General features: G+C 59.2%; 22 protein-coding genes and 1 tRNA gene. 12 read left to right on the forward strand and 11 right to left on the reverse strand.

Annotated elements, in window-relative coordinates:
• Nucleotides 1-101 precede the first annotated feature (101 nt).
• Nucleotides 102-1,079: an elongation factor P--(R)-beta-lysine ligase gene (gene epmA / locus ACUTSC_RS23620; protein ID WP_004929681.1), complete on the reverse strand. Its 978-nt coding sequence runs from the start codon at nt 1,077-1,079 to the stop codon at nt 102-104.
• Between the two features lie 385 nt (nt 1,080-1,464).
• On the opposite strand from epmA, the gene frdA reads away from it, so the two are divergent.
• The 5 genes from frdA to blc all read left to right on the forward strand — a co-directional run bounded on the left by frdA (nt 1,465) and on the right by blc (nt 5,386).
• Nucleotides 1,465-3,261: a fumarate reductase (quinol) flavoprotein subunit gene (frdA, locus tag ACUTSC_RS23625; RefSeq protein ID WP_038879239.1), complete on the forward strand. Its 1,797-nt coding sequence runs from the start codon at nt 1,465-1,467 to the stop codon at nt 3,259-3,261.
• Nucleotides 3,254-3,988 carry a succinate dehydrogenase/fumarate reductase iron-sulfur subunit gene (locus ACUTSC_RS23630; RefSeq protein WP_070914371.1) on the forward strand — a complete coding sequence of 245 codons (735 nt, stop codon included), beginning with the start codon at nt 3,254-3,256 and terminating at the stop codon, nt 3,986-3,988. Before frdA ends, ACUTSC_RS23630 begins: the two co-directional genes overlap by 8 nt.
• Before the next feature lie 15 nt (nt 3,989-4,003).
• On the forward strand, nt 4,004-4,396 hold the full coding sequence (gene frdC / locus ACUTSC_RS23635; RefSeq protein WP_004929673.1) for a fumarate reductase subunit FrdC: 393 nt from the start codon (nt 4,004-4,006) through the stop codon (nt 4,394-4,396).
• A gap of 12 nt (nt 4,397-4,408) precedes the next feature.
• Nucleotides 4,409-4,768: a fumarate reductase subunit FrdD gene (gene frdD / locus ACUTSC_RS23640; RefSeq protein ID WP_197773557.1), complete on the forward strand. Its 360-nt coding sequence runs from the start codon at nt 4,409-4,411 to the stop codon at nt 4,766-4,768.
• Between the two features lie 84 nt (nt 4,769-4,852).
• On the forward strand, nt 4,853-5,386 hold the full coding sequence (gene blc / locus ACUTSC_RS23645; RefSeq protein WP_038879243.1) for an outer membrane lipoprotein Blc: 534 nt from the start codon (nt 4,853-4,855) through the stop codon (nt 5,384-5,386).
• Here blc and sugE read toward each other — a convergent pair.
• The 4 genes from sugE to efp all read right to left on the reverse strand — a co-directional run bounded on the left by sugE (nt 5,380) and on the right by efp (nt 6,911).
• Nucleotides 5,380-5,697 (reverse strand): quaternary ammonium compound efflux SMR transporter SugE, encoded by a 318-nt coding sequence (sugE, locus tag ACUTSC_RS23650; protein WP_004929669.1) that lies wholly within the window; start codon nt 5,695-5,697, stop codon nt 5,380-5,382. The genes blc and sugE overlap by 7 nt on opposite strands.
• Nucleotides 5,698-5,889: 192 nt before the next feature.
• On the reverse strand, nt 5,890-6,021 hold the full coding sequence (locus ACUTSC_RS23655; protein ID WP_033636766.1) for an entericidin A/B family lipoprotein: 132 nt from the start codon (nt 6,019-6,021) through the stop codon (nt 5,890-5,892).
• Between the two features lie 121 nt (nt 6,022-6,142).
• Nucleotides 6,143-6,274, reverse strand: a complete 132-nt coding sequence (locus tag ACUTSC_RS23660) for an entericidin A/B family lipoprotein (RefSeq protein WP_019453400.1) — start codon at nt 6,272-6,274, stop codon at nt 6,143-6,145.
• A gap of 70 nt (nt 6,275-6,344) precedes the next feature.
• Entirely contained in the window at nt 6,345-6,911 is a 567-nt protein-coding gene (gene efp, locus ACUTSC_RS23665) for an elongation factor P (RefSeq protein ID WP_004929666.1), read from the reverse strand.
• A 42-nt stretch (nt 6,912-6,953) separates the two neighbouring features.
• Here efp and epmB point away from each other — a divergent pair, with 42 nt between their 5' ends.
• A complete protein-coding gene (gene epmB, locus ACUTSC_RS23670) occupies nt 6,954-7,982 on the forward strand; it encodes an EF-P beta-lysylation protein EpmB (RefSeq protein ID WP_033636765.1) in 1,029 nt (342 codons plus the stop codon).
• An 82-nt stretch (nt 7,983-8,064) separates the two neighbouring features.
• Here the strand turns inward: epmB and ACUTSC_RS23675 are convergent, their stop codons facing one another.
• The 5 genes from ACUTSC_RS23675 to ACUTSC_RS23695 all read right to left on the reverse strand — a co-directional run bounded on the left by ACUTSC_RS23675 (nt 8,065) and on the right by ACUTSC_RS23695 (nt 13,103).
• Nucleotides 8,065-8,409 (reverse strand): DUF4156 domain-containing protein, encoded by a 345-nt coding sequence (locus ACUTSC_RS23675; protein ID WP_025305007.1) that lies wholly within the window; start codon nt 8,407-8,409, stop codon nt 8,065-8,067.
• Nucleotides 8,410-8,587: 178 nt separating this feature from the next.
• Nucleotides 8,588-10,213: a methyl-accepting chemotaxis protein gene (locus ACUTSC_RS23680; protein ID WP_084826952.1), complete on the reverse strand. Its 1,626-nt coding sequence runs from the start codon at nt 10,211-10,213 to the stop codon at nt 8,588-8,590.
• A 225-nt stretch (nt 10,214-10,438) separates the two neighbouring features.
• A complete protein-coding gene (groL, locus tag ACUTSC_RS23685; protein WP_004929662.1) occupies nt 10,439-12,085 on the reverse strand; it encodes a chaperonin GroEL in 1,647 nt (548 codons plus the stop codon).
• A 44-nt stretch (nt 12,086-12,129) separates the two neighbouring features.
• Nucleotides 12,130-12,423, reverse strand: a complete 294-nt coding sequence (locus ACUTSC_RS23690; protein WP_004952634.1) for a co-chaperone GroES — start codon at nt 12,421-12,423, stop codon at nt 12,130-12,132.
• 188 nt (nt 12,424-12,611) lie between these two features.
• Nucleotides 12,612-13,103, reverse strand: a complete 492-nt coding sequence (locus ACUTSC_RS23695) for an FxsA family protein (protein ID WP_197767121.1) — start codon at nt 13,101-13,103, stop codon at nt 12,612-12,614.
• Between the two features lie 369 nt (nt 13,104-13,472).
• On the opposite strand from ACUTSC_RS23695, the gene aspA reads away from it, so the two are divergent.
• The 6 genes from aspA to ACUTSC_RS23725 all read left to right on the forward strand — a co-directional run bounded on the left by aspA (nt 13,473) and on the right by ACUTSC_RS23725 (nt 19,646).
• Complete coding sequence (gene aspA / locus ACUTSC_RS23700) at nt 13,473-14,909, forward strand: aspartate ammonia-lyase (protein ID WP_004929659.1); 1,437 nt, start codon at nt 13,473-13,475, stop codon at nt 14,907-14,909.
• A 323-nt stretch (nt 14,910-15,232) separates the two neighbouring features.
• Nucleotides 15,233-16,534 (forward strand): anaerobic C4-dicarboxylate transporter family protein, encoded by a 1,302-nt coding sequence (locus ACUTSC_RS23705; protein ID WP_197767123.1) that lies wholly within the window; start codon nt 15,233-15,235, stop codon nt 16,532-16,534.
• Between the two features lie 109 nt (nt 16,535-16,643).
• Nucleotides 16,644-16,967 (forward strand): divalent cation tolerance protein CutA, encoded by a 324-nt coding sequence (gene cutA / locus ACUTSC_RS23710; protein ID WP_004929657.1) that lies wholly within the window; start codon nt 16,644-16,646, stop codon nt 16,965-16,967.
• Nucleotides 16,943-18,664, forward strand: coding sequence for a protein-disulfide reductase DsbD (locus ACUTSC_RS23715; protein ID WP_443003605.1), 1,722 nt, complete (start codon nt 16,943-16,945; stop codon nt 18,662-18,664). The genes cutA and ACUTSC_RS23715 overlap by 25 nt, the downstream gene beginning before the upstream one ends.
• A gap of 170 nt (nt 18,665-18,834) precedes the next feature.
• Nucleotides 18,835-19,410, forward strand: coding sequence for a division control transcriptional repressor DicD (gene dicD, locus ACUTSC_RS23720; protein WP_015376374.1), 576 nt, complete (start codon nt 18,835-18,837; stop codon nt 19,408-19,410).
• Nucleotides 19,411-19,570: 160 nt separating this feature from the next.
• A tRNA-Phe gene (locus ACUTSC_RS23725) sits at nt 19,571-19,646 on the forward strand.
• A gap of 724 nt (nt 19,647-20,370) precedes the next feature.
• Here the strand turns inward: ACUTSC_RS23725 and ACUTSC_RS23730 are convergent.
• Entirely contained in the window at nt 20,371-20,655 is a 285-nt protein-coding gene (locus ACUTSC_RS23730; RefSeq protein WP_197767126.1) for a hypothetical protein, read from the reverse strand.
• Nucleotides 20,656-20,779: the final 124 nt, after the last annotated feature.

Consider the following 20,779-nt stretch of genomic DNA (forward strand, 5'->3'; position numbering starts at 1 on the left):
TTACGGATTCTTACACAGCGACAGGATCGTTCAAGTGATCCTTAACTGATCGGCATTACGGCAAATGCCGGCCCTTTTTGCTTTTCTTACCGCCTGAAACGTCAGGCGATCCCGACCGGGAAGGCCAATACGTCGCTCAGGCTCTCGGCGCCCAGCGCCAGCATCACCAGGCGATCCACGCCCAGCGCCACGCCGGAACACTCCGGCATGCCGTGCTGCAACGCCGCCAGCAGGTTATAGTCGATCGGCTGCTGCGGCAGGCCGCGCTCCGCGCGCTTACGGTTGTCCTGCTCGAAGCGCTGCTGCTGTTCACGGCCGTCGGTCAGCTCGCGGAAACCGTTCGCCAGCTCGATGCCCTTGAAGTACACCTCAAAACGCTCCGCCACGCGATGGTCCTCGGTGCTGATCTCCGCCAACGCCGCCTGGCTGGCCGGGAAGTGGTAAACGAACGCCGGCTTTTCACGGCCGATATGCGGCTCCACGCCCACGGTGAACAGCAGCTGCAGCAGCGTATCGCGATCTTCTTCGGTATCGGCGATGTTGCTCAAGTCGAGTTTGGCCGCCGCTTCGCGCAGCTGCGCCTTCTCCGCCGACAGCGGATCGATGTCCAGATGGCGCAGGAAGGCCTGCTGATAAGACAGGGTCTCCGCGCTCTCGCAGTCCAGCACCTGTTGCAGCAGATCGTCCACTTCGTTCATCAGGCGGTACATGTCGTAGTGCGGACGGTACCACTCCAGCATGGTGAATTCCGGGTTGTGATGCCGCCCGGCTTCTTCATTGCGGAAGCTGCGCCCCATTTGGTAGATCGGGCCGCTGCCCGCCGCCAGCAGGCGCTTCATGTGATATTCCGGGCTGGTCATCATGTATAGCGTCAGGCCCTCTGCCGCCCCCGGCCCGACGAAACGCGTCTCGAACGGGAACAGGTGAACGTCGGTGACCGTCGCCTGGCTCATAGTGGGCGTCTCAACTTCCAGCACGCCACGATCGGCGAAGAAACGCCGGATCTCAGCCAGAATCGCTGCGCGTTTCAACAAATTGGCGATGGGTGCACTAGGCTGCCAGCTTGCCGTTTCGCTCATGGTAATTAACTCCGAAATCAAACAGGGGATGCAGTCTACTCGCATCCTTGCAGCCAAACAAATTCTTCACGATACACAACCGGCCATAACGCCAATTTCCGATAAATAGGCGGCAAAAGCGCGTTAAAAAGGGTAAAGCACGCCGAACACGCGAAAAGGCAGGCAAGCCTGTTGGGCGAGTGTTAATCGACAAAACAATCGATCACATCAAATTTCGACTACTTAACTTTAGGTATAGTTAATTCCCCATTATTGGTGGGAGATATCTATCCTTAACCTTTAAGCAACATTAATTGGTTCAATTAGTTAGCACCCGAAGAGTTCGCTAAATTTTAAGCATAGATATTTAACTTGCCGTTCTTAATAAGAACATTGGAGGAATGCAGTGCAAACCTTTAACGCCGATCTTGCCATTATTGGGGCCGGGGGCGCTGGTTTACGTGCAGCAATAGCCGCAGCGGAAGCCAATCCCCAACTGAAAATCGCGCTGATCTCTAAGGTCTACCCGATGCGCAGCCACACGGTCGCCGCCGAGGGGGGCTCCGCCGCCGTCACCCAGGATCACGATACCTTCGACTACCACTTCCACGACACCGTCGCCGGCGGCGACTGGCTGTGCGAACAGGACGTGGTCGATCACTTCGTGCATCAGTGCCCGCGCGAGATGACCCAGCTCGAGCAGTGGGGCTGCCCGTGGAGCCGCAAACCGGACGGGTCGGTCAACGTGCGGCGCTTCGGCGGCATGAAGATCGAACGCACCTGGTTCGCCGCCGACAAGACCGGCTTCCACATGCTGCACACTCTGTTCCAGACCTCGCTGAAATACCCGCAGATCCAACGCTTCGACGAGCACTTCGTGCTGGATATCCTGGTGGATGACGGCCAGGCGCGTGGCCTGGTGGCGCTCAACATGATGGAAGGCACCCGCGTGCAGATCCGCGCCAACGCGGTGGTGATGGCCACCGGCGGCGCCGGGCGCGTCTACCGCTACAACACCAACGGCGGCATCGTTACCGGCGACGGCATGGGCATGGCGTTCCACCACGGCGTGCCGCTGCGCGACATGGAGTTCGTGCAATATCACCCGACCGGCCTGCCCGGTTCCGGCATCCTGATGACCGAGGGCTGCCGCGGCGAAGGCGGCATCCTGGTGAACAAGGACGGCTACCGTTACCTGCAAGATTACGGCATGGGCCCGGAAACCCCGCTGGGCGAGCCGAAGAACAAATACATGGAGCTGGGCCCGCGCGACAAAGTGTCCCAGGCCTTCTGGCACGAATGGCGCGCCGGCCGCACCATCGCCACCCCGCGCGGCGACGTGGTCTACCTCGATCTGCGCCACCTGGGCGAGAAAAAGCTGCTGGAGCGGCTGCCGTTCATCTGTGAACTGGCCAAGGCCTACGTCGGCGTCGACCCGGTGAAAGATCCGATCCCGGTGCGCCCTACCGCGCACTACACCATGGGCGGCATTGAAACCGACCAGAACTGCGAAACCCGCATCAAGGGGCTGTTCGCAGTCGGCGAATGTTCCTCCGTCGGCCTGCACGGCGCCAACCGTCTCGGCTCCAACTCGCTGGCAGAACTGGTGGTGTTCGGCCGCGTCGCCGGTGAGCAAGCGGCCCGCCGCGCGCTGGAAACCGCGCCGGCCAACGGCAGCGCGCTGGATGCGCAAACCCGCGACGTCGAAACCCGCCTGAGCAACCTGATGAAGCAGGAAGGCAACGAAAACTGGGCGAAGATCCGCGACGAAATGGGGCTGTCGATGGAAGAAGGCTGCGGCATCTACCGCACGCCGGAGCTGATGCAAAAAACCATCGATAAGCTGGCGGAGCTGAAAGAGCGCTTCAAGCGCGTCAACATCACCGACAACTCCAGCGTGTTCAATACCGATCTGCTGTACACCATCGAGCTGGGCTACGGCCTGGACGTCGCCGAATGCATGGCGCACTCCGCGTTTAACCGCAAAGAGTCGCGCGGCGCTCACCAACGCCTGGACGAAGGCTGCACCGAGCGTGACGACGTCAACTTCCTCAAGCATACGCTGGCGTTCCATAACCCGCAGGGTGCACCACGCCTCGAATACAGCGACGTGAAAATCACCAAGCTGCCGCCGGCCAAACGCGTCTACGGCGCAGAAGCCGAAGCGCAGGAGAAAAAGAATAAGGAGCAGGCAAATGGCTGAGATGCAAACCCTGAAGATCGACGTCATGCGCTATAACCCGGAACGCGACGCCGAGCCGCATTTCGTCACCTACGCCGTGCCTTACGACGAACAGACCTCGCTGCTCGACGCGCTGGGCTACATCAAGGACAACCTGGCGCCGGATCTCTCCTACCGCTGGTCCTGCCGCATGGCGATCTGCGGCTCCTGCGGCATGATGGTCAACCGCGTGCCGAAGCTGGCGTGCAAAACCTTCCTGCGCGATTACGTCGGCGGCATGAAGGTCGAAGCGCTGGGCAACTTCCCGATCGAGCGCGATCTGGTGGTCGACATGACCCACTTCATCGAAAGCCTGGAGGCGATCAAGCCGTACATCATCGGCAACGATCGCAAACCGGAAGACGGCCCGAACGTGCAGACCCCGGCGCAGATGGCCAAGTATCACCAGTTCTCCGGCTGCATCAACTGCGGCCTGTGCTACGCCGCGTGCCCGCAGTTCGGCCTCAATCCCGAATTTATCGGCCCGGCGGCGATCACGCTGGCGCACCGCTACAACCTGGACAACCGCGACCACGGCAAGAAACAGCGCATGCCGCAGCTTAACGGCCAAAACGGCGTCTGGAGCTGCACCTTCGTCGGCTATTGCTCCGAAGTCTGTCCGAAACACGTCGATCCCGCCGCCGCCATCCAGCAGGGCAAGGTGGAGAGCGCCAAAGACTTCATGATCGCCATGCTGAAGCCGCAATAAGGGAGAAAAATTGCCATGACAACTCAACGTAAGCCCTATGTGCGCACCATGACGCCCACCTGGTGGCAAAAGCTCGGCTTCTACCGTTTCTACATGCTGCGCGAAGGCACCTCGGTGCTGGCGGTCTGGTTCAGCATCGTGCTGCTCTACGGCGTGTTCGCGCTGAAGGGCGGCGCCGAGAGCTGGGCCGGCTTCGTCGGCTTCTTGCAGAACCCGCTGGTGCTGTTGATCAACGTCGTCGCCCTGCTGGCGGCGGCGCTGCACACCAAAACCTGGTTCGATCTGGCGCCGAAGGCCGCCAATATCGTGGTCAACAGCGAGAAAATGGGGCCAGGCCCCATCGTGAAAGGGCTGTGGGCCGTCACGATCGTCGTCAGCGTGGTCATCTTGGCCGTGGCCCTGATCTAATCCGGAGGAAACATGATAAATCAAGCACCTAAACGCTCCGACGAGCCGGTTTTCTGGGGATTGTTCGGCGCCGGCGGCATGTGGGGCGCGATCGTCGCACCGGCCATCGTGCTGCTGGTCGGCATTCTGCTGCCATTGGGGCTGTTCCCCGGTGAAGCACTGGGTTACGAGCGCGTGCTGGCGTTCTGCCAGAGCCTGATCGGCCGCCTGTTCCTGCTGCTGATGATCATTCTGCCACTGTGGTGCGGCCTGCACCGCATCCACCATGCGATGCACGATCTGAAGATCCACGTACCGGCCGGCAAATGGGTGTTCTACGGTCTGGCGGCGATCCTCAGCGTGGTCACCGTTATCGGCATCGTCACCCTGTAAACCGCTCAGGCGGCCAACGCCCGTTGGCCGCCCTTTTCTCATCGGCTACACTGTCTACTCGCCCCCGGTAAACAGGAGTCACCGATGCGTTTATGGTCAAAGCTTAGCGTCATGCTTTCTGCCCTGCTCTCCGTCGCTTGCAGCGTCTCCCCGCCCAAAGACATCAAGGTCGTGACCCCTTTCGACAGTCAGCGCTATCTCGGCACCTGGTACGAAATCGCGCGTCTGGATCATCGTTTTGAACGCGGTTTGCAGCAGGTGACCGCCCACTACAGCCCACGCGCCGACGGCGGGCTGAAAGTCATCAATCGCGGCTTCAATCCACAGAAACAGCAATGGCAAGAAAGCGAAGGCAAAGCCTACTTTATCGGTTCACCGCAGGTCGCGGCGCTGAAAGTGTCGTTTTTCGGCCCCTTCTACGGCGGCTATAACGTGATTGCCCTGGACCCGGACTACCGCTACGCGCTGGTTTGCGGCCCAAACCGCGACTATCTGTGGATCCTGTCGCGCACCCCGACGCTTGACGCCGGCGTGCGCGACAGCTTATTGCAGACGGCCAAGGGCTACGGTTTCGCCACCGATGCGCTGATCTGGGTGCAACAGTCTGCCGATCAGTGACTGCTGAACTTCAGCCCGAGGATGCCGACCACGATCAGGCACAGGCTGATGATACGCGCGATATTGGTCGACTCACCCAACAGCACCATGCCCATGATGGCCGCGCCCACTGCGCCGATGCCGGTCCACACCGCATAGGCGGTGCCGGCGGGCAGCGTTTTCATGGCGTTGGCCAACAGCAACATGCTGACCACCATCGCGGCGATGGTGATGATGCTCGGCGTCAGCCGGGTAAAACCGTGGGTGTATTTCAGACCGATAGCCCAAACCACTTCGAGCAAACCGGCGATAAGCAGAATAATCCAGGCCATGAGACGGCCTCCCTACCACTGGGGTCGTCCCCGATATAATGACGCGTAAACGGGTCGTCCCGTTCAGCGGGGTGATGAACGGCGGGTAACCTCACCCGCACTGCGGCAGGATAGCAGCAGCGTTAACGCTCAGGCAAGAGGAGGAAATGCGGCGGCCCTCCGCACGCGGAGGGCCGCCGGGTGGAGAACGGATTATTCCGCGCTGCGCTGAATGGCCTTGCCGCCGGCCTGAATGTCCTCACCCACGCCGCGGGTGGTGTTACAGGCGGTCAACGAGGTCAAAATCATCAAAGAGAAGATCGCGATAATACTTTTCTTCAGCATAAGAAAGTCCTTATTTGTCGTTGATGAAAAAGTACGGCTTTCTAAGCTTAGTCAAAATTGGCGCAGGGAGTGGGATCGCCACCGGCTTTGTGGCGCAAATACATCGGGTTAAAGGGTGGGATCAGCTGGCCGTGCGGGAGATGGCGCCGCCGAGATGCTGAACGTCTTCGCCGAAACCGCGAAACGTATTGCAACCGCTAAGGGAGAAAAGGAACAACAGGGAGAGCACGGCCAACAACGTTTTCTTGAACATGCGGGTTTTCTGCCAACGAACGGGGATGGGATAAAACAGAGGAACCGCGGGGGTTCCTCTGCTTTGAAACTTATTTAACGCGAGAGACGTATTCGCCAGAGCGAGTGTCAACTTTGATCACTTCGCCGATCTGGACGAACAACGGCACTTTAACCACGGCGCCGGTGCTCAGGGTAGCCGGCTTGCCGCCAGTCCCTGCGGTATCGCCTTTCAGGCCCGGATCGGTATCGGTGATTTCCGCTTCGATGAAGTTCGGCGGCTGAACGGCGATTGGACGGCCATCCCACAGGGTGATGATGCACTCTGCGTTGTCCTGCAGCCATTTGGCCGCATCGCCTACGGTTTTGCCGTCAACCTGATGCTGTTCGAAAGACTCAGGGTGCATGAAGTGGTAGAACTCACCGTCGCTGTACAGGTAGTTCATGTTGGTGTCCATCACGTCTGCGCCTTCGCAAGAATCGGTAGACTTGAAGGTTTTTTCCACGCGGGTGCCGGTCAGCAGACGACGCATTTTCACGCGTGCAAACGCCTGGCCTTTGCCCGGCTTAACGAACTCACTGGCTTCGACGGCGTAAGGTTCGCCCTCGAACATGATTTTAAGACCCGGACGGAAATCGTTGCTAGAATAAGTCGCCATGATGGCCCTCTGAATATTTGAACTGGTAGCTTAGCCAAAAAAATGGCACACATTATAACCCAAAGTACGGCACATAGAGAAGATTGGTTGCATCAACTCGCCGATGTTATTACCGATCCTGATGAATTACTGCAGCTTTTGTCACTGAATACGCACCCGGAACTGCCGCAGGGGCGCGATGCCCGCCGGCTGTTCGCCCTGCGCGTGCCGCGCGCCTTCGCCGCACGCATGCGCCCCGGGGATGCCAACGACCCGCTGCTGCGCCAGGTGCTGACCGCCAGAGAGGAGTTCATCAACGCCCCAGGGTTCACCACCGATCCGCTCGATGAGCAGCGCAGCGTGGTGCCGGGCCTGCTGCACAAATACCGCAATCGCGCACTGCTGCTGGTCAAGGGCGGCTGTGCGGTCAACTGCCGTTACTGCTTCCGCCGCCACTTCCCCTATCAGGATAATCAGGGCAATAAGAACAACTGGCGGCAGGCACTGGATTATATCCGCCAACACCCGGAACTGGACGAGATCATTTTTTCCGGCGGCGATCCGCTGATGGCCAAAGACAGCGAGCTGGAATGGCTGGTTGGCGAACTGGAGGCCATCCCGCACCTGAAACGCCTGCGCATCCACACCCGTTTGCCGGTGGTGATCCCGGCGCGCATCACGCCGGCACTGTGCCGCCTGCTGTCGGCCTCGCGCCTGCAGGTGCTGATGGTCACGCACATCAACCACGCCAACGAAATTGACCGCGATCTGCAAAGCGCCATGGCGCAGCTGCGCCTCGCCGGCGTCACGCTGCTCAACCAGAGCGTGCTGCTGCGCGACGTCAACGACGATGCCGACACGCTGGCGGCGCTCAGCAACGCGCTGTTCGACGCCGGTATCCTGCCTTACTACATCCACGTGCTGGACAAGGTGCAGGGCGCGGCGCACTTCATGGTCAGCGACGATGAAGCGCGCGCCATCATGCAAGCGCTGCTGAGCAAGGTGTCCGGCTATCTGGTGCCGCGCCTGACGCGCGAAGTGGGCGGCGAACCGAGCAAAACGCCGATCGATCTGCGCCTGATGCAGGAGTGACGCGCGCCAAGTCCCCCAACGAAAAGAGGAATGCCGTGGCATTCCTCTTTTTTTATCTCTTTGCGGCTCCGGCCTCAGCGCCTTACGGGCACTTGTAAACCTGGCCGACCATTTTGCTGTCCAGCGGTGCGAAGCTGGAGAGCAGGTTCTGGCTCGGGCTGTTGGCGCCGTAGATTACGTTGCCGCCCATGGCCGCCGCCTTGTTGCGCAGATCGTTGGCCGCACCGCGCATGGAGCTGCCTTCACCGCCGTTGCCGGACAGCCAGTTGCTCTGGGTGCCGGTCACTTCCCCCAGCAGCTGGCATTCCGCCGCCGGCTTGCTGTCGGTGAACTTGATCTGCTGACCCGCAGCGGTCAGTTCATGAGTGGTGCTGCAACCCGCCAGCAGCATCGCTGCCGAGAGACCCAGTAAGGCTTTAATCCGCATCTTGTTCCCCATTCGATGTTGAGAATTACGCAAAAGCTTATCAGAAAGCGATGCCATCTCTTAAGCATCCGTTGCCACGCGAGCGGGCCAACGTCTTGAGCGACAGCTGATGACTTACCAGTTTACCAGCTAAATCGCCCCGGGCGGCAAAAATATCATCAAATACAGTGCGGCGGCGTTAGGCCCAAGCGGCAACGGCCGCCGATGCCTGCGCCTCCACGTCGCCCTGGTGCGGTTCCCCCTCCGCCAGTTGGAATACCGCCACCGCCTGCGCCAGCAGGGCCGCCTGCTCCTCCACGCCGACGGCGGTGGTCGCCACCTCCTCCACCAGCGCGGCGTTCTGCTGGGTCACCTGATCCATCTGGGTCACCGCTACCCCGACCTGCTCGACGCCCTTGCTTTGCTCTTCCGACGCGTACGAGATGTTATCCATCAGCGACGTCACCTGGTTCACCGAGCCAACGATGGCATTCATCGTCTCGCCTGCCTGCTCCACCAAGCGCACGCCGGCGGCGATATCGCCGGTCACGCCGTCGACCAAACTGCTGATTTCCTTGGCCGAAGTCGCGCAGCGCTGCGCCAGATTGCGCACCTCGCCGGCCACCACCGCAAAACCCCGCCCCTGTTCACCGGCCCGCGCGGCCTCCACGGCGGCGTTCAGCGCCAGGATATTGGTCTGGAAGGCGATGCCGTCGATCACGCTGGTAATATCCCCCACCTGACGCGCGCTGTCGTTGATCGCCCGCATCTTGTCGACCGCGCTGGCCATCAGCGTTTCGCCGTTGCGGGCAATGCCGGCGGTCTGATTGACCATCCCGGCGGCCTGGTTGGCGTTATCGGCGTTTTGCCGCACCGTCGCGGTGATCTGTTCCATGCTGGCGGCGGTTTCCGTCAGCGCGCTGGCCTGTTCTTCCGTGCGGCTGGAAAGATCGGCGTTGCCGACGGCGATCTCGTGCGTACCGTGGTTGATCGACTCCACGCCGTCACGCACCTGCTGCACGGTGGCGCTCAGTTCCTGCTGCATCGTTCGCAGGCTGGCAAACAGCATGCCGATCTCATTGTTGTTGCGTACCGCGATCTCGCAGCGCAGATCGCCGCGCCCAACCTTCTGCAAGTGTTCGGCGATCTGGCGCAGCGGCAGGATCAAGCGCCGGCGGAAATCACGTTGCACGGCGACCAGCAGCAGCAGGATCGCCGCCAGGGTGCCGCTCAGCAGGCGTGCAAAGACTTTTTGGGTCTGCTCCGCCTCTTCCACCGCCAGACGATGGGCGGCCACCGTGGCCCGCATGTAGTCGGCAAACTGGCTATCCAGCCGCTGGCGCACCTGGCGCTTCTCTGCCGCCATAGCGTGCAGCCGCTCGATCAGCGCCACCTGCGGCGTGTCGGCCAACAGCGTCAGCTCTTGCTTCAGCACCGCCTGCTGCGCCAGGTAGACCTTTTTCATCGCCTCGCCCAGATCCGGGCGCGATACCGTCAGGCCCGGCGTCTCCCAGAACAGGTTGAACGCGACGTCGGCGCTGCGCAGCTCGTTACGTGCCTCAATGATGCCCTGCCGGATATCGGCGGCGTCCGTCTGCGCCATGCGCTCGAACGCCATGTTGTCGATCAGCGTCTGCGTTTGCAGCAAAGCACGCCAACTGCGGTTCAGCGCGGCTTCCTCGTCGGAGAAAGTGCTCATCCTGCCGATGCTGTTGCCGTTTTGCTGCATGAAATAGAAGGCGATGGCGCCGGTTCCCATGGGCATCAAGCCCAACAGCAACAGCATCAACATCAGCCAGGTGGCTATTTTCATATTTTTCAGCATAAGTCGTCTCCGTTGACAGTCACACCGGCGAGGGAAAATTCCCCGCCTGGTAGGGGCTATATCGGTACGAAACGACAACGGTTTAGGGCAAAAGCAAAATAATGCAATAATTCATTCAGTGAACTAATATCAAGCTAAATAAACATTCTTTTTATTGATTTTTAAGATAAAAAAAACCCCGGTCGCTTGACCGGGGTTCTCAGCACACAAGCGTGTGGGGGATGATTACATCATGCCGCCCATGCCGCCCATGCCACCCATGCCGCCTGCTGCGCCCAGATCCGGTGCGTCAGCCTTCGGCAGGTCGGTGACCATGCATTCGGTGGTGATCATCAGGCCAGCCACGGAAGCCGCGTACTGCAGAGCAGAACGGGTCACTTTGGTTGGATCCAGGATACCCATCGCGATCATGTCGCCGTATTCTTCAGAGTAAGCGTTGTAGCCGTAGCTGCCTTCGCCCGCTTTCACCTGGTTGGCGATAACGGAAGCTTCTTCACCGGCGTTGACCACGATCTGACGCAGAGGGGCTTCCATTGCGCGCAGCGCAACTTTGATACCCACGTTCTGGTCTTCGTTGTCGCCTTTCAGCGCGGCGATTTTGCCTGCAACGCGGATCAGCGCTACGCCACCGCCAGCAACCACGCCTTCTTCCACTGCAGCGCGGGTCGCGTGCAGGGCGTCTTCAACGCGGGCTTTCTTCTCTTTCATTTCAACTTCAGTGGCTGCGCCAACCTTGATAACGGCAACGCCGCCGGCCAGTTTCGCTACGCGCTCCTGCAGTTTTTCACGATCGTAGTCAGAGGTCGCTTCTTCGATCTGCTGACGAATTTGAGCAACGCGGCCCTGGATGGTCGCTTCGTCGCCCACGCCATCGATGATGATGGTGGTGTCTTTGTTGATCACAACGCGTTTTGCCTGGCCCAGGTCTTCCAGGGTGGCTTTTTCCAGCTCCAGACCGATCTCTTCAGAGATAACGGTACCGGCAGTCAGGGTCGCGATGTCCTGCAGCATGGCTTTACGGCGGTCGCCGAAGCCAGGCGCCTTAACGGCAGCCACTTTCACGATGCCGCGCATGGTGTTGACCACCAGGGTCGCCAGCGCTTCGCCTTCTACGTCTTCAGCGATGATCAGCAGCGGTTTGCCTGCTTTGGCAACGGCTTCCAGCACCGGCAGCATTTCGCGGATGTTGGAGATCTTTTTGTCAGCCAGCAGGATGAACGGGCTTTCCAGCTCAACAGAACCGGTTTCCGGCTTGTTGATGAAGTATGGGGACAGGTAACCGCGGTCGAACTGCATACCTTCAACCACGTCCAGCTCGTCTTGCAGGCCGGTGCCTTCTTCAACGGTGATAACGCCTTCTTTGCCCACTTTCTCCATCGCTTCCGCGATCAGTTTACCCACGGTTTCGTCGGAGTTGGCGGAGATGGTGCCTACCTGAGCGATAGCTTTGGAATCGGAGCAAGGTACGGACAGTTTTTTCAGTTCTTCAACCGCAGCGACAACCGCTTTGTCGATGCCGCGCTTCAGGTCCATCGGGTTCATGCCTGCAGCAACCGCTTTCAGGCCTTCGGTGATGATGGATTGCGCCAGTACGGTTGCCGTGGTGGTGCCGTCGCCCGCCGCGTCGTTCGCTTTGGAGGCCACTTCTTTCACCATCTGTGCGCCCATGTTCTCGAACTTGTCTTCCAGTTCGATTTCACGCGCAACGGAAACGCCGTCTTTGGTGATGGTCGGTGCGCCGAAAGATTTATCCAGCACTACGTTGCGGCCTTTCGGGCCCAGAGTCACTTTTACTGCATCAGCGAGAACATTCACGCCGCGGAGCATTTTCACGCGAGCGTCATTGCCGAATTTTACGTCTTTAGCTGCCATTGGTATTTCCCTTCAACTCGTTCAGTTCAGAAGATAAAGCGCAATTACGCTTCAACAATTGCCAGAATGTCGCTTTCGGACATGATCAACACTTCTTCATTGTCGATCTTCTCTGCTTTCACGCCGTAGCCGTCGTTGAAAATCACGATATCGCCAACTTTCACATCCAGCGGTTGGATGTTGCCGCTTTCCAGCACACGCCCTTTACCCACTGCAACCACTTCACCGCGAGTGGATTTACCCGCCGCAGAGCCAGTCAGGACGATGCCGCCAGCAGATTTTGATTCAACTTCTTTGCGCTTGACGATAACGCGGTCATGCAATGGACGAATACTCATTGAACGCTCTCCTGTAAGAAGGTCTCTATCAGATTTAGGGTTGTACACCGGATGGTTGTTATTACCGGCCTCGTGGGATTTGAGATGGGGGCGTTCCAGCCCCCTTCAAGGGGGCTAACGAAAAAAATTTCGCATTTTTGGTCGCGCGGGTGCTACAGAGATGAAAAACGCGGCCTGAGCCGCGTTGCTTAACGATCGTGAGGCTTGCGCTCCTCGTCCGGGCGGTGTTCCAGCACCGGGCGTTCGTCATCCTTCTTGCGTTGGAATTCGCCGTCGAAGGTGTTGCCGTTGGCGGCGTCGCCGCCCGTCCAACCGCCGGGGCGATAAACCGACAGGTGCGGCATCAGCTTCAGCGTCAACGATTTTTGCACCGGCGGCAGCAGCAGCAACAGGCCGAGGAAGTCGGTAAAGAAGCCCGGGATCAGCAGCAGGAAGCCCGCCAGCACCAGCGAAACGCTTTTCACCATTTCCGCCGCCGGGCTTTCGCCGGCCGCCAGTTTTTGCTGCATCTGCACGAAGGTTTTCATGCCCTGATTGCGCACCAGCGAGATGCCGACGCAGGAGCTGAACACCACCAGCAGCAGGGTGACAGCCACGCCGAGCACGGCGGCGACTTTGATAAAGATGGATATTTCTATGTAAGCCAGCAGAAATATCAGCAGTAGCGGTAACCAGCGCACCTGGTTCTCCTATCGGTAGGTAAAGCGCGGCCGCCACGGAGCGACGGCGCGAAAAAAGAGGCCGTAAACGGCCGACACCATTACAATGAGGGCATCACCCCACCATTTCAACCGAGAGCCGGTTTTTATTGCTAAAGTTCACAAACGTGAAAGAAGTCACAGAACCGGAAAAGGGCATATCCTTAAACACCATAAGGTGATCTGGATTCAGTCATTTCTTACCAACCAGCATATGATCTGGGCAGCAACGGGCGATTTGGTTAATCGTTTCACGCCCCAAGCCTTCGGCAATATTAATTTAGGCTGTGCCCTTACTAGCCTTGACCTGACAAATTATTAATTCGGCAGCAACACATAGAGAAGGTTCTCATGTCAAACAACATTCGTATCGAAGAAGACCTGTTAGGAACACGTGAAGTCCCCGCAGACGCTTACTACGGAGTTCACACTCTGCGTGCGATTGAAAACTTCTACATCAGCAACAGCAAAATCAGCGATGTCCCCGAGTTCGTTCGCGGCATGGTGATGGTGAAAAAGGCCGCGGCGATGGCCAACAAAGAACTCAAAACCATCCCGCGCAAAATCGCCGACGTGATCATCCAGGCCTGCGACGAGGTGCTGGATAAAGGCAAATGCATGGATCAGTTCCCGGTGGACGTGTTCCAGGGCGGCGCAGGCACCTCGCTGAACATGAACACCAACGAAGTGCTGGCGAACATCGGCCTGGAGCTGATGGGCCACCAAAAAGGCGAATACCAGTACCTGAACCCGAACGATCACCTCAATAAGTGCCAGTCCACCAACGACGCCTACCCGACCGGGTTCCGCATCGCGGTGTACGCCTCCAACCAGAAACTGATCGACGCCATCAACCAGCTGCGCGAAGGCTTCGACCGCAAGGCGAAAGAATTCGAAACCATCCTGAAAATGGGCCGCACCCAGCTGCAAGACGCAGTGCCGATGACCCTCGGCCAGGAGTTCCACGCCTTCAGCGTGCTGCTGAACGAAGAGACCCGCAACCTGCACCGCACCGCGGAGCTGCTGCTGGAAGTGAACCTGGGCGCCACCGCCATCGGCACCGCACTCAACACCCCGGAAGGCTATCAGCCGCTGGCGGTGCAAAAACTGGCGGAAGTCAGCGGCCTGCCGGTGGTGCCGGCGGAAGACCTGATCGAGGCCACCTCCGACTGCGGCGCCTACGTGATGGTGCACAGCGCGCTCAAACGCCTGGCGGTGAAACTGTCCAAAATCTGCAACGACCTGCGCCTGCTCTCCTCCGGCCCGCGCGCCGGCCTGAACGAAATCAACCTGCCTGAGCTGCAGGCGGGATCGTCCATCATGCCGGCCAAAGTGAACCCGGTCGTGCCGGAAGTGGTCAATCAGGTGTGTTTCAAGGTGATTGGCAACGACACTTGCGTTACCATGGCGGCCGAAGCGGGCCAGCTGCAGCTGAACGTGATGGAGCCGGTGATCGGCCAGGCGATGTTCGAGTCGATCCACATCCTGACCAACGCCTGCTACAATCTGCTGGAAAAATGCATTAACGGCATCACCGCGAATAAAGAAGTCTGCGAACACTACGTCTTCAACTCGATCGGTATCGTCACCTATCTGAACCCGTTCATCGGCCACCACAACGGTGACATCGTCGGGAAGATCTGCGCCGAAACCGGCAAGAGCGTGCGTGAAGTGGTGCTGGAACGCGGCCTGCTGACCGAAGCCGAGCTGGATGACATCTTCTCCGTGGAGAACCTGATGCACCCGGCCTATAAAGCCAAACGCTATACGGATGAAAATGAACAATAACAGACCTACCCGGTAGCCCTGAAAGGCACGCTAAATCCTCTGGATAGCGTGCCTTTTTACTTTCCGGCGCCCACAAAATTTTAACGTTTTATTTTCAATTTACACCCTAAATCATTGGGACTGCATCAAGGCGGCAAGCGCGCAAGTCCCCAGGAGCTTACTCAAGTAAGTGACTGGGGTGACAAATCTGCCGGGAGCAGATTTGAACGCTGTATTCAGCGGCCCCGCAGGGGGGAGGCCCAAGGATGGGCCGAATAGCGCTCGCAGCCAACACCGATGCAGTTTCAAGGATGACGGGAATCTCATTTTAAGGAGTAAACACTATGCTAGCCTTGGAATTGGTTATCGTTCTGCTGGCCATCTTTTTAGGGGCCAGGTTGGGCGGTATCGGTATCGGGTTCGCGGGGGGATTGGGCGTTCTGGTCCTGGCGCTGATCGGCGTCAAGCCGGGCAGCATTCCCTTCGACGTGATTTCCATCATCATGGCGGTGATCGCGGCGATCTCCGCGATGCAGGTCGCCGGGGGGATGGACTATCTGGTGCAGCAGACCGAAAAGCTGCTGCGCAAGAACCCCAAGCACATCACCATTCTCGCCCCTATCGTCACCTACTTCCTGACCATCTTCGCCGGCACCGGCAACATCTCGCTCTCGGCGCTGCCGGTGATCGCCGAAGTGGCGAAAGAACAGGGCATCAAGCCTTGCCGGCCGCTGTCGACCGCCGTGGTGTCCGCCCAGATCGCCATCACCGCCTCGCCGATCTCCGCCGCGGTGGTGTACATGTCTTCGGTGATGGAAGGCCACGGCGTCAGCTACCTGCACCTGCTGATGGTGGTGATCCCGTCCACCTTCTGCGCCGTGCTGGTGATGTCGCTGCTGGTGACCTGGCTGTTCGACTCCAAACTGTCTAACGATCCGGTGTACCTGAAACGCCTGGAAGAGGGCCTGATCACCCTGCGCGGCAACAACGCGCTGGAGATCAAACCGCGCGCCAAAACCTCGGTGCTGCTGTTCCTGCTGGGCGTGCTGTGCGTGGTGGCTTACGCCATCATCAACAGCCCAGGCCTGGGCCTGGTGGCCAAGCCGCTGATGAACACCACCAACGCTATCCTGATCATCATGCTGAGCGTCGCCACGCTGACCACCCTGCTGTGCCGCGTCGACACCGATATGGTGCTGAACTCCAGCACCTTCAAGGCCGGCATGAGCGCCTGTATTTGTATCCTCGGCGTCGCCTGGCTGGGCGATACCTTCGTGCAGGCCAACATCGATTGGATCAAAGAGACGGCCGGCAGCGTCATTCAGGCGCACCCGTGGCTGCTGGCAGTGATCTTCTTCTTCTGCTCGGCGCTGCTGTACTCGCAGGCCGCTACCGCCAAGGCGCTGATGCCGATGGCGCTGGCGCTGAACGTATCGCCGCTGACTGCCGTCGCCTCCTTCGCCGCCGTCTCCGGCCTGTTCATCCTGCCGACCTACCCGACGCTGGTCGCCGCGGTGCAGATGGACGATACCGGCACCACGCGCATCGGCCGCTTCGTGTTCAACCATCCGTTCTTCATTCCCGGCACCATGGGCGTGATCTTCGCCGTGGTATTCGGCTTCCTGCTCGGCAGCATCATGCTGTAACACTCCGACCGGGGCTACGGCCCCGGTTTTCCTTCTGGCGATAAACTCGCCTTCTAGCCAATCCGCCTTCAGGGTATAGTGCCCATTCGAACCGATGAGAGGGCTGAAGATGTCTGATTGCGAAGCTGTCGTCATACTCTGTACCGCACCCGATGAAGCCAGCGCCCAGGAACTGGCGGCGCGGGTCTTGGGCGATAAGCTGGCGGCCTGCGCCACACTGCTGCCCGGCGCTACCTCGCTGTATTACTGGGAAGGGAAACTGGAACAGGAATACGAAGTGCAGATGCTGTTCAAAAGCGATCGCCGCCGTCAGCAGGCCCTGCTCGACACCCTGAAACAACATCACCCTTACCAGACGCCCGAGCTGCTGGTGCTGCCGGTGATGGCCGGAGATAAAGACTACCTGTTATGGATCAACGCTTCCTTAAACTGATTTTGCTGCTGTGCAGCCTGTTCTTCCTGCCGCAGGCGGCGCAGGCTTCGCTGTTCGCGCCGAAGGGCGGCAGCCAGTTCGTGCCTGTCGATCAGGCCTTTGCCTTCGATTTCAAACAGCAAGGCAGCCAGGTAACGCTGAACTGGCAGATCCGCCCCGGCTACTACCTGTATCGCCAGCAGATCAAACTGGTGCCACAGCAGGCGACGCTCGGCGCCTTCACCCTGCCCGAAGGGTTGAGCCACAAGGACGAGTTCTTCGGCGAAGTGGCGATTTTCAAACAGCAGCTGAATCTGCAGGTGCCGCTGCAACAGGCGGCGGCCAACGCCAGCCTCAGCGTCACCTATCAGGGCTGCGCCGAGGCCGGCTTCTGCTATCCGCCGGAAACCCGGATCATCCCGCTGGACGCGGTCAGCGCCGGCGCGGCCGCCCCGCTCCCGGCGGTTGACACCGCACCAACCGAACAGCCCGCTACGCCGGCCAGCCTGCCGTTCTCGCCGCTGTGGGCGCTGCTGATCGGCATCGGCATCGCTTTCACGCCGTGCGTGCTGCCGATGTACCCGCTGATCTCCGGTATCATCCTCGGCCGCGATCGGCCGCAAAGCAGCGGCCGCATTCTGGCACTGGCGGTGGTTTACGTGCAGGGCATGGCGCTCACCTACACCCTGCTGGGGCTCGTGGTGGCCGCCGCCGGATTGCAGTTCCAGGCGGCGCTGCAGCACCCTTACGTGCTGATCGGCCTGTCGGTGCTGTTCATCGCGCTGGCGCTGTCGATGTTCGGCCTCTATTCCCTGCAGCTGCCCTCGGCGCTGCAAACCCGGCTGGCGAACTGGAGCAATACCCAGCGCGGCGGCTCGCTGACTGGCGTGTTCCTGATGGGTGCCCTGGCCGGGCTGATTTGTTCCCCTTGCACCACCGCGCCGCTCAGCGCCATCCTGCTGTATATCGCCCAGAGCGGTAACCTGTGGGCCGGCGGCGGCACGCTGTACCTGTACGCGCTGGGTATGGGCATTCCGCTGGTGATCGTCACCCTGTTCGGCAACCGCCTGCTGCCGCGCAGCGGCCCGTGGATGCAGTACGTGAAAGAGGCCTTCGGCTTCGTCATTCTGGCGCTGCCGGTGTTCCTGCTGGAGCGGGTGATCGGCGATTTGTGGGGCATGCGTCTGTGGAGCCTGCTCGGCCTGGCGTTCTTCGGCTGGGCCTTCGCCCTGAGCCTCAGAAGCGCACGTGGATGGACGCGCGCCCTGCAACTGCTGCTGCTGGCGGCGGCGGTGATCGCCGCGCGGCCGCTGCAGGACTGGGCTTTCGGCACCGACCAGGCGCAGCAGGCGGCTCAACCGCATCTGGCCTTTACCCGCATCAACAACGTCGAGCAGTTAGATCTGGCGCTGCAGCAGGCGCGGGGCAAACCGGTGATGCTGGACCTGTACGCCGACTGGTGCGTAGCCTGTAAAGAGTTCGAGAAATACACCTTCAGCGATGCGGCGGTGCAGGCAAGCCTGGCCAACGCGGTGCTGCTGCAGGCGGACGTCACCGCCAACGGAGCGGAACAGGCGGCGCTGCTGAAGCACCTGCAGGTGCTGGGGCTGCCGACGATCCTGTTCTTCGATCCGGCGGGCCAGGAGCTGACGGCCGAGCGGGTCACCGGTTTTATGAAAGCGGAAGCCTTCAACGCGCATTTGCAGAAAGTGATGTGATATACCCTATAGCTTTCGAGTTGCAGCTAGGCGGCAAGCACAGGAGTCCCCAGGAGCTTACTAAAGTAAGTGACTGGGGTGAGTGTGAGCAGCCAACAACGCTGCGGCTCGAAAGATGACGGGTATAATAAATAACACTGAGGATCTGAACTGAAGAGGAGGAAGCACAAGTGCAACGTGAACACGTCCTTGATACCGCGCTGGGCCTGTTGGAACAACAGGGCCTGGCGACCGCCACATTAGAGATGCTGGCGGAAAAACTCGACGTTCAGCCCGGCGATCTCAAACGGTTCTGGCCGGATCGCGAAGCGCTGCTGTACGACTGCCTGCGCTACCACGGCCAACAGATCGACACCTGGCGCCGCCAGCTGCTGCTGGATGAAAACCTGAGCCCGCAGCAAAAGCTGCTGGCGCGCTATGACGTGCTGGCGGAATACGTGCAGCAAGACCGCTATCCCGGCTGCCTGTTTATCGCTGCCTGCAGCTTCTTCCCGGAAACGGATCACCCGATCCACCAGCTGGCGGAGCAGCAAAAGCTGACCTCGCTGGAGCTGACCCGCGAACTGCTGCGCGACATGGACGCCGACGACGCCGACATGGTGGCGCAGCAAATGGAATTGATTCAGGAAGGCTGCCTGAGCAAACTGCTGGTAAAACGCCAGCTCCAGGACGTATCGGTCGCCAAACGGCTGGCGGAAGACATCTTGCAGGTGGCGCAGTGCCGCCGCAACGGGGCGCTGAGCTGAGCGAGCCGCGCTTACGCCGCCGCCAACCCAAGGTGATAGCCGGAACAGGCGCATTTTTTGCGCCCTTTGCCTGAAAAGCCAGCAACCGGAGGCATTTTAACGTCTTTCACGTATAAAGCCGTTGACGGCCATCGGCCAATACGGTTTAATGCTGCGCGTTGCCCGGATAGCTCAGTCGGTAGAGCAGGGGATTGAAAATCCCCGTGTCCTTGGTTCGATTCCGAGTCCGGGCACCATATTCAGAAGAACCCGCCTATGGCGGGTTTTTCGCTTTCTGGGGTACGGACTCTCCATCGAACTACGTTCGATTATTCGGCCAAAGGCCTCACCCTGCGGGCCAGCGCTAAAGCGCTGTTCAACGCGGCGCAGGCGCCGGTTGTCCGAGTCCGGTCGCCCTATTGAGAGAACCCAGCCTATGGCTGGGTTTTTCGCTTTCCGGGGTACGGACTCTCCATCGAACTACGTTCGATTATTCGGCCAAAGGCCTCATCCTGCGGGCCAGCGCTGAAGCGCGGTTCAACGCGGCGCAGGCGCCGGTTGTCCGAGTCCGGTCGCCCTATTGAGAGAACCCGCCTATGGCGGGTTTTTGCTTTTCAGGGACAGGGCTCATCATCGAGCGGCGCCAGGGGATTACATTACCATTAGCCCCACGGCCACCGCCGCATCATTCTATCAACCATCTCTCCCTGTAGCGTCAAACGTTTTTTTTTCATACGTTTCGCATGCATAAAAAATGAAAACACACTCAGGAAAAACAGTAAAATCGCCAGAAAAAATAAACTCACTGTACCTTCCTTTGGTAACGCTTATTGGCGCGCTTTATTTCTAAAAAACCACCTAACCAGAAACCAGACTGGTATTCTTCCCTAGGGTTATATTTAGAACTGAATCCATAACCCTCTCCGGCCAGGATCACAAAAAAAGCAGGGAGGCATCCCTGCTTGTTAATATGGATAATCACTACTGACAGATGGCGGCATACTTTTTCATAAAGGGTGAAGAACAAATGGACTTCAACGTCTCGCTTTTGTCTTTTTCTTTCGGTTTGGCGGCGCCGTTGCTTTCCCCTGTACACTGCCCCGCATTTTGGCCGTTGCCGTTAATACATACACCGACATTGCTGTTTCCCGCGCCGTTACCGCCCCCCTCATTCCCTGAGACGCCTTGATTACCGTTAAAGCCGGCGTGCGCGTAAGTCGACAACATCGTGCAGGCGAGAATCAATGAAATAGCCGTTTTCTTCATAATTAGCTCCTGAAATATTTATAGTCAATTAAAAACAAACAATCATTCACAAAATGAATTTAATTATTTAAATGGAATTTAAAAAGATATAGTAAAAATGAAAAACAGAATACCCCTCATAACG

The organism is Serratia sp. TSA_105.2 (assembly GCF_052692115.1).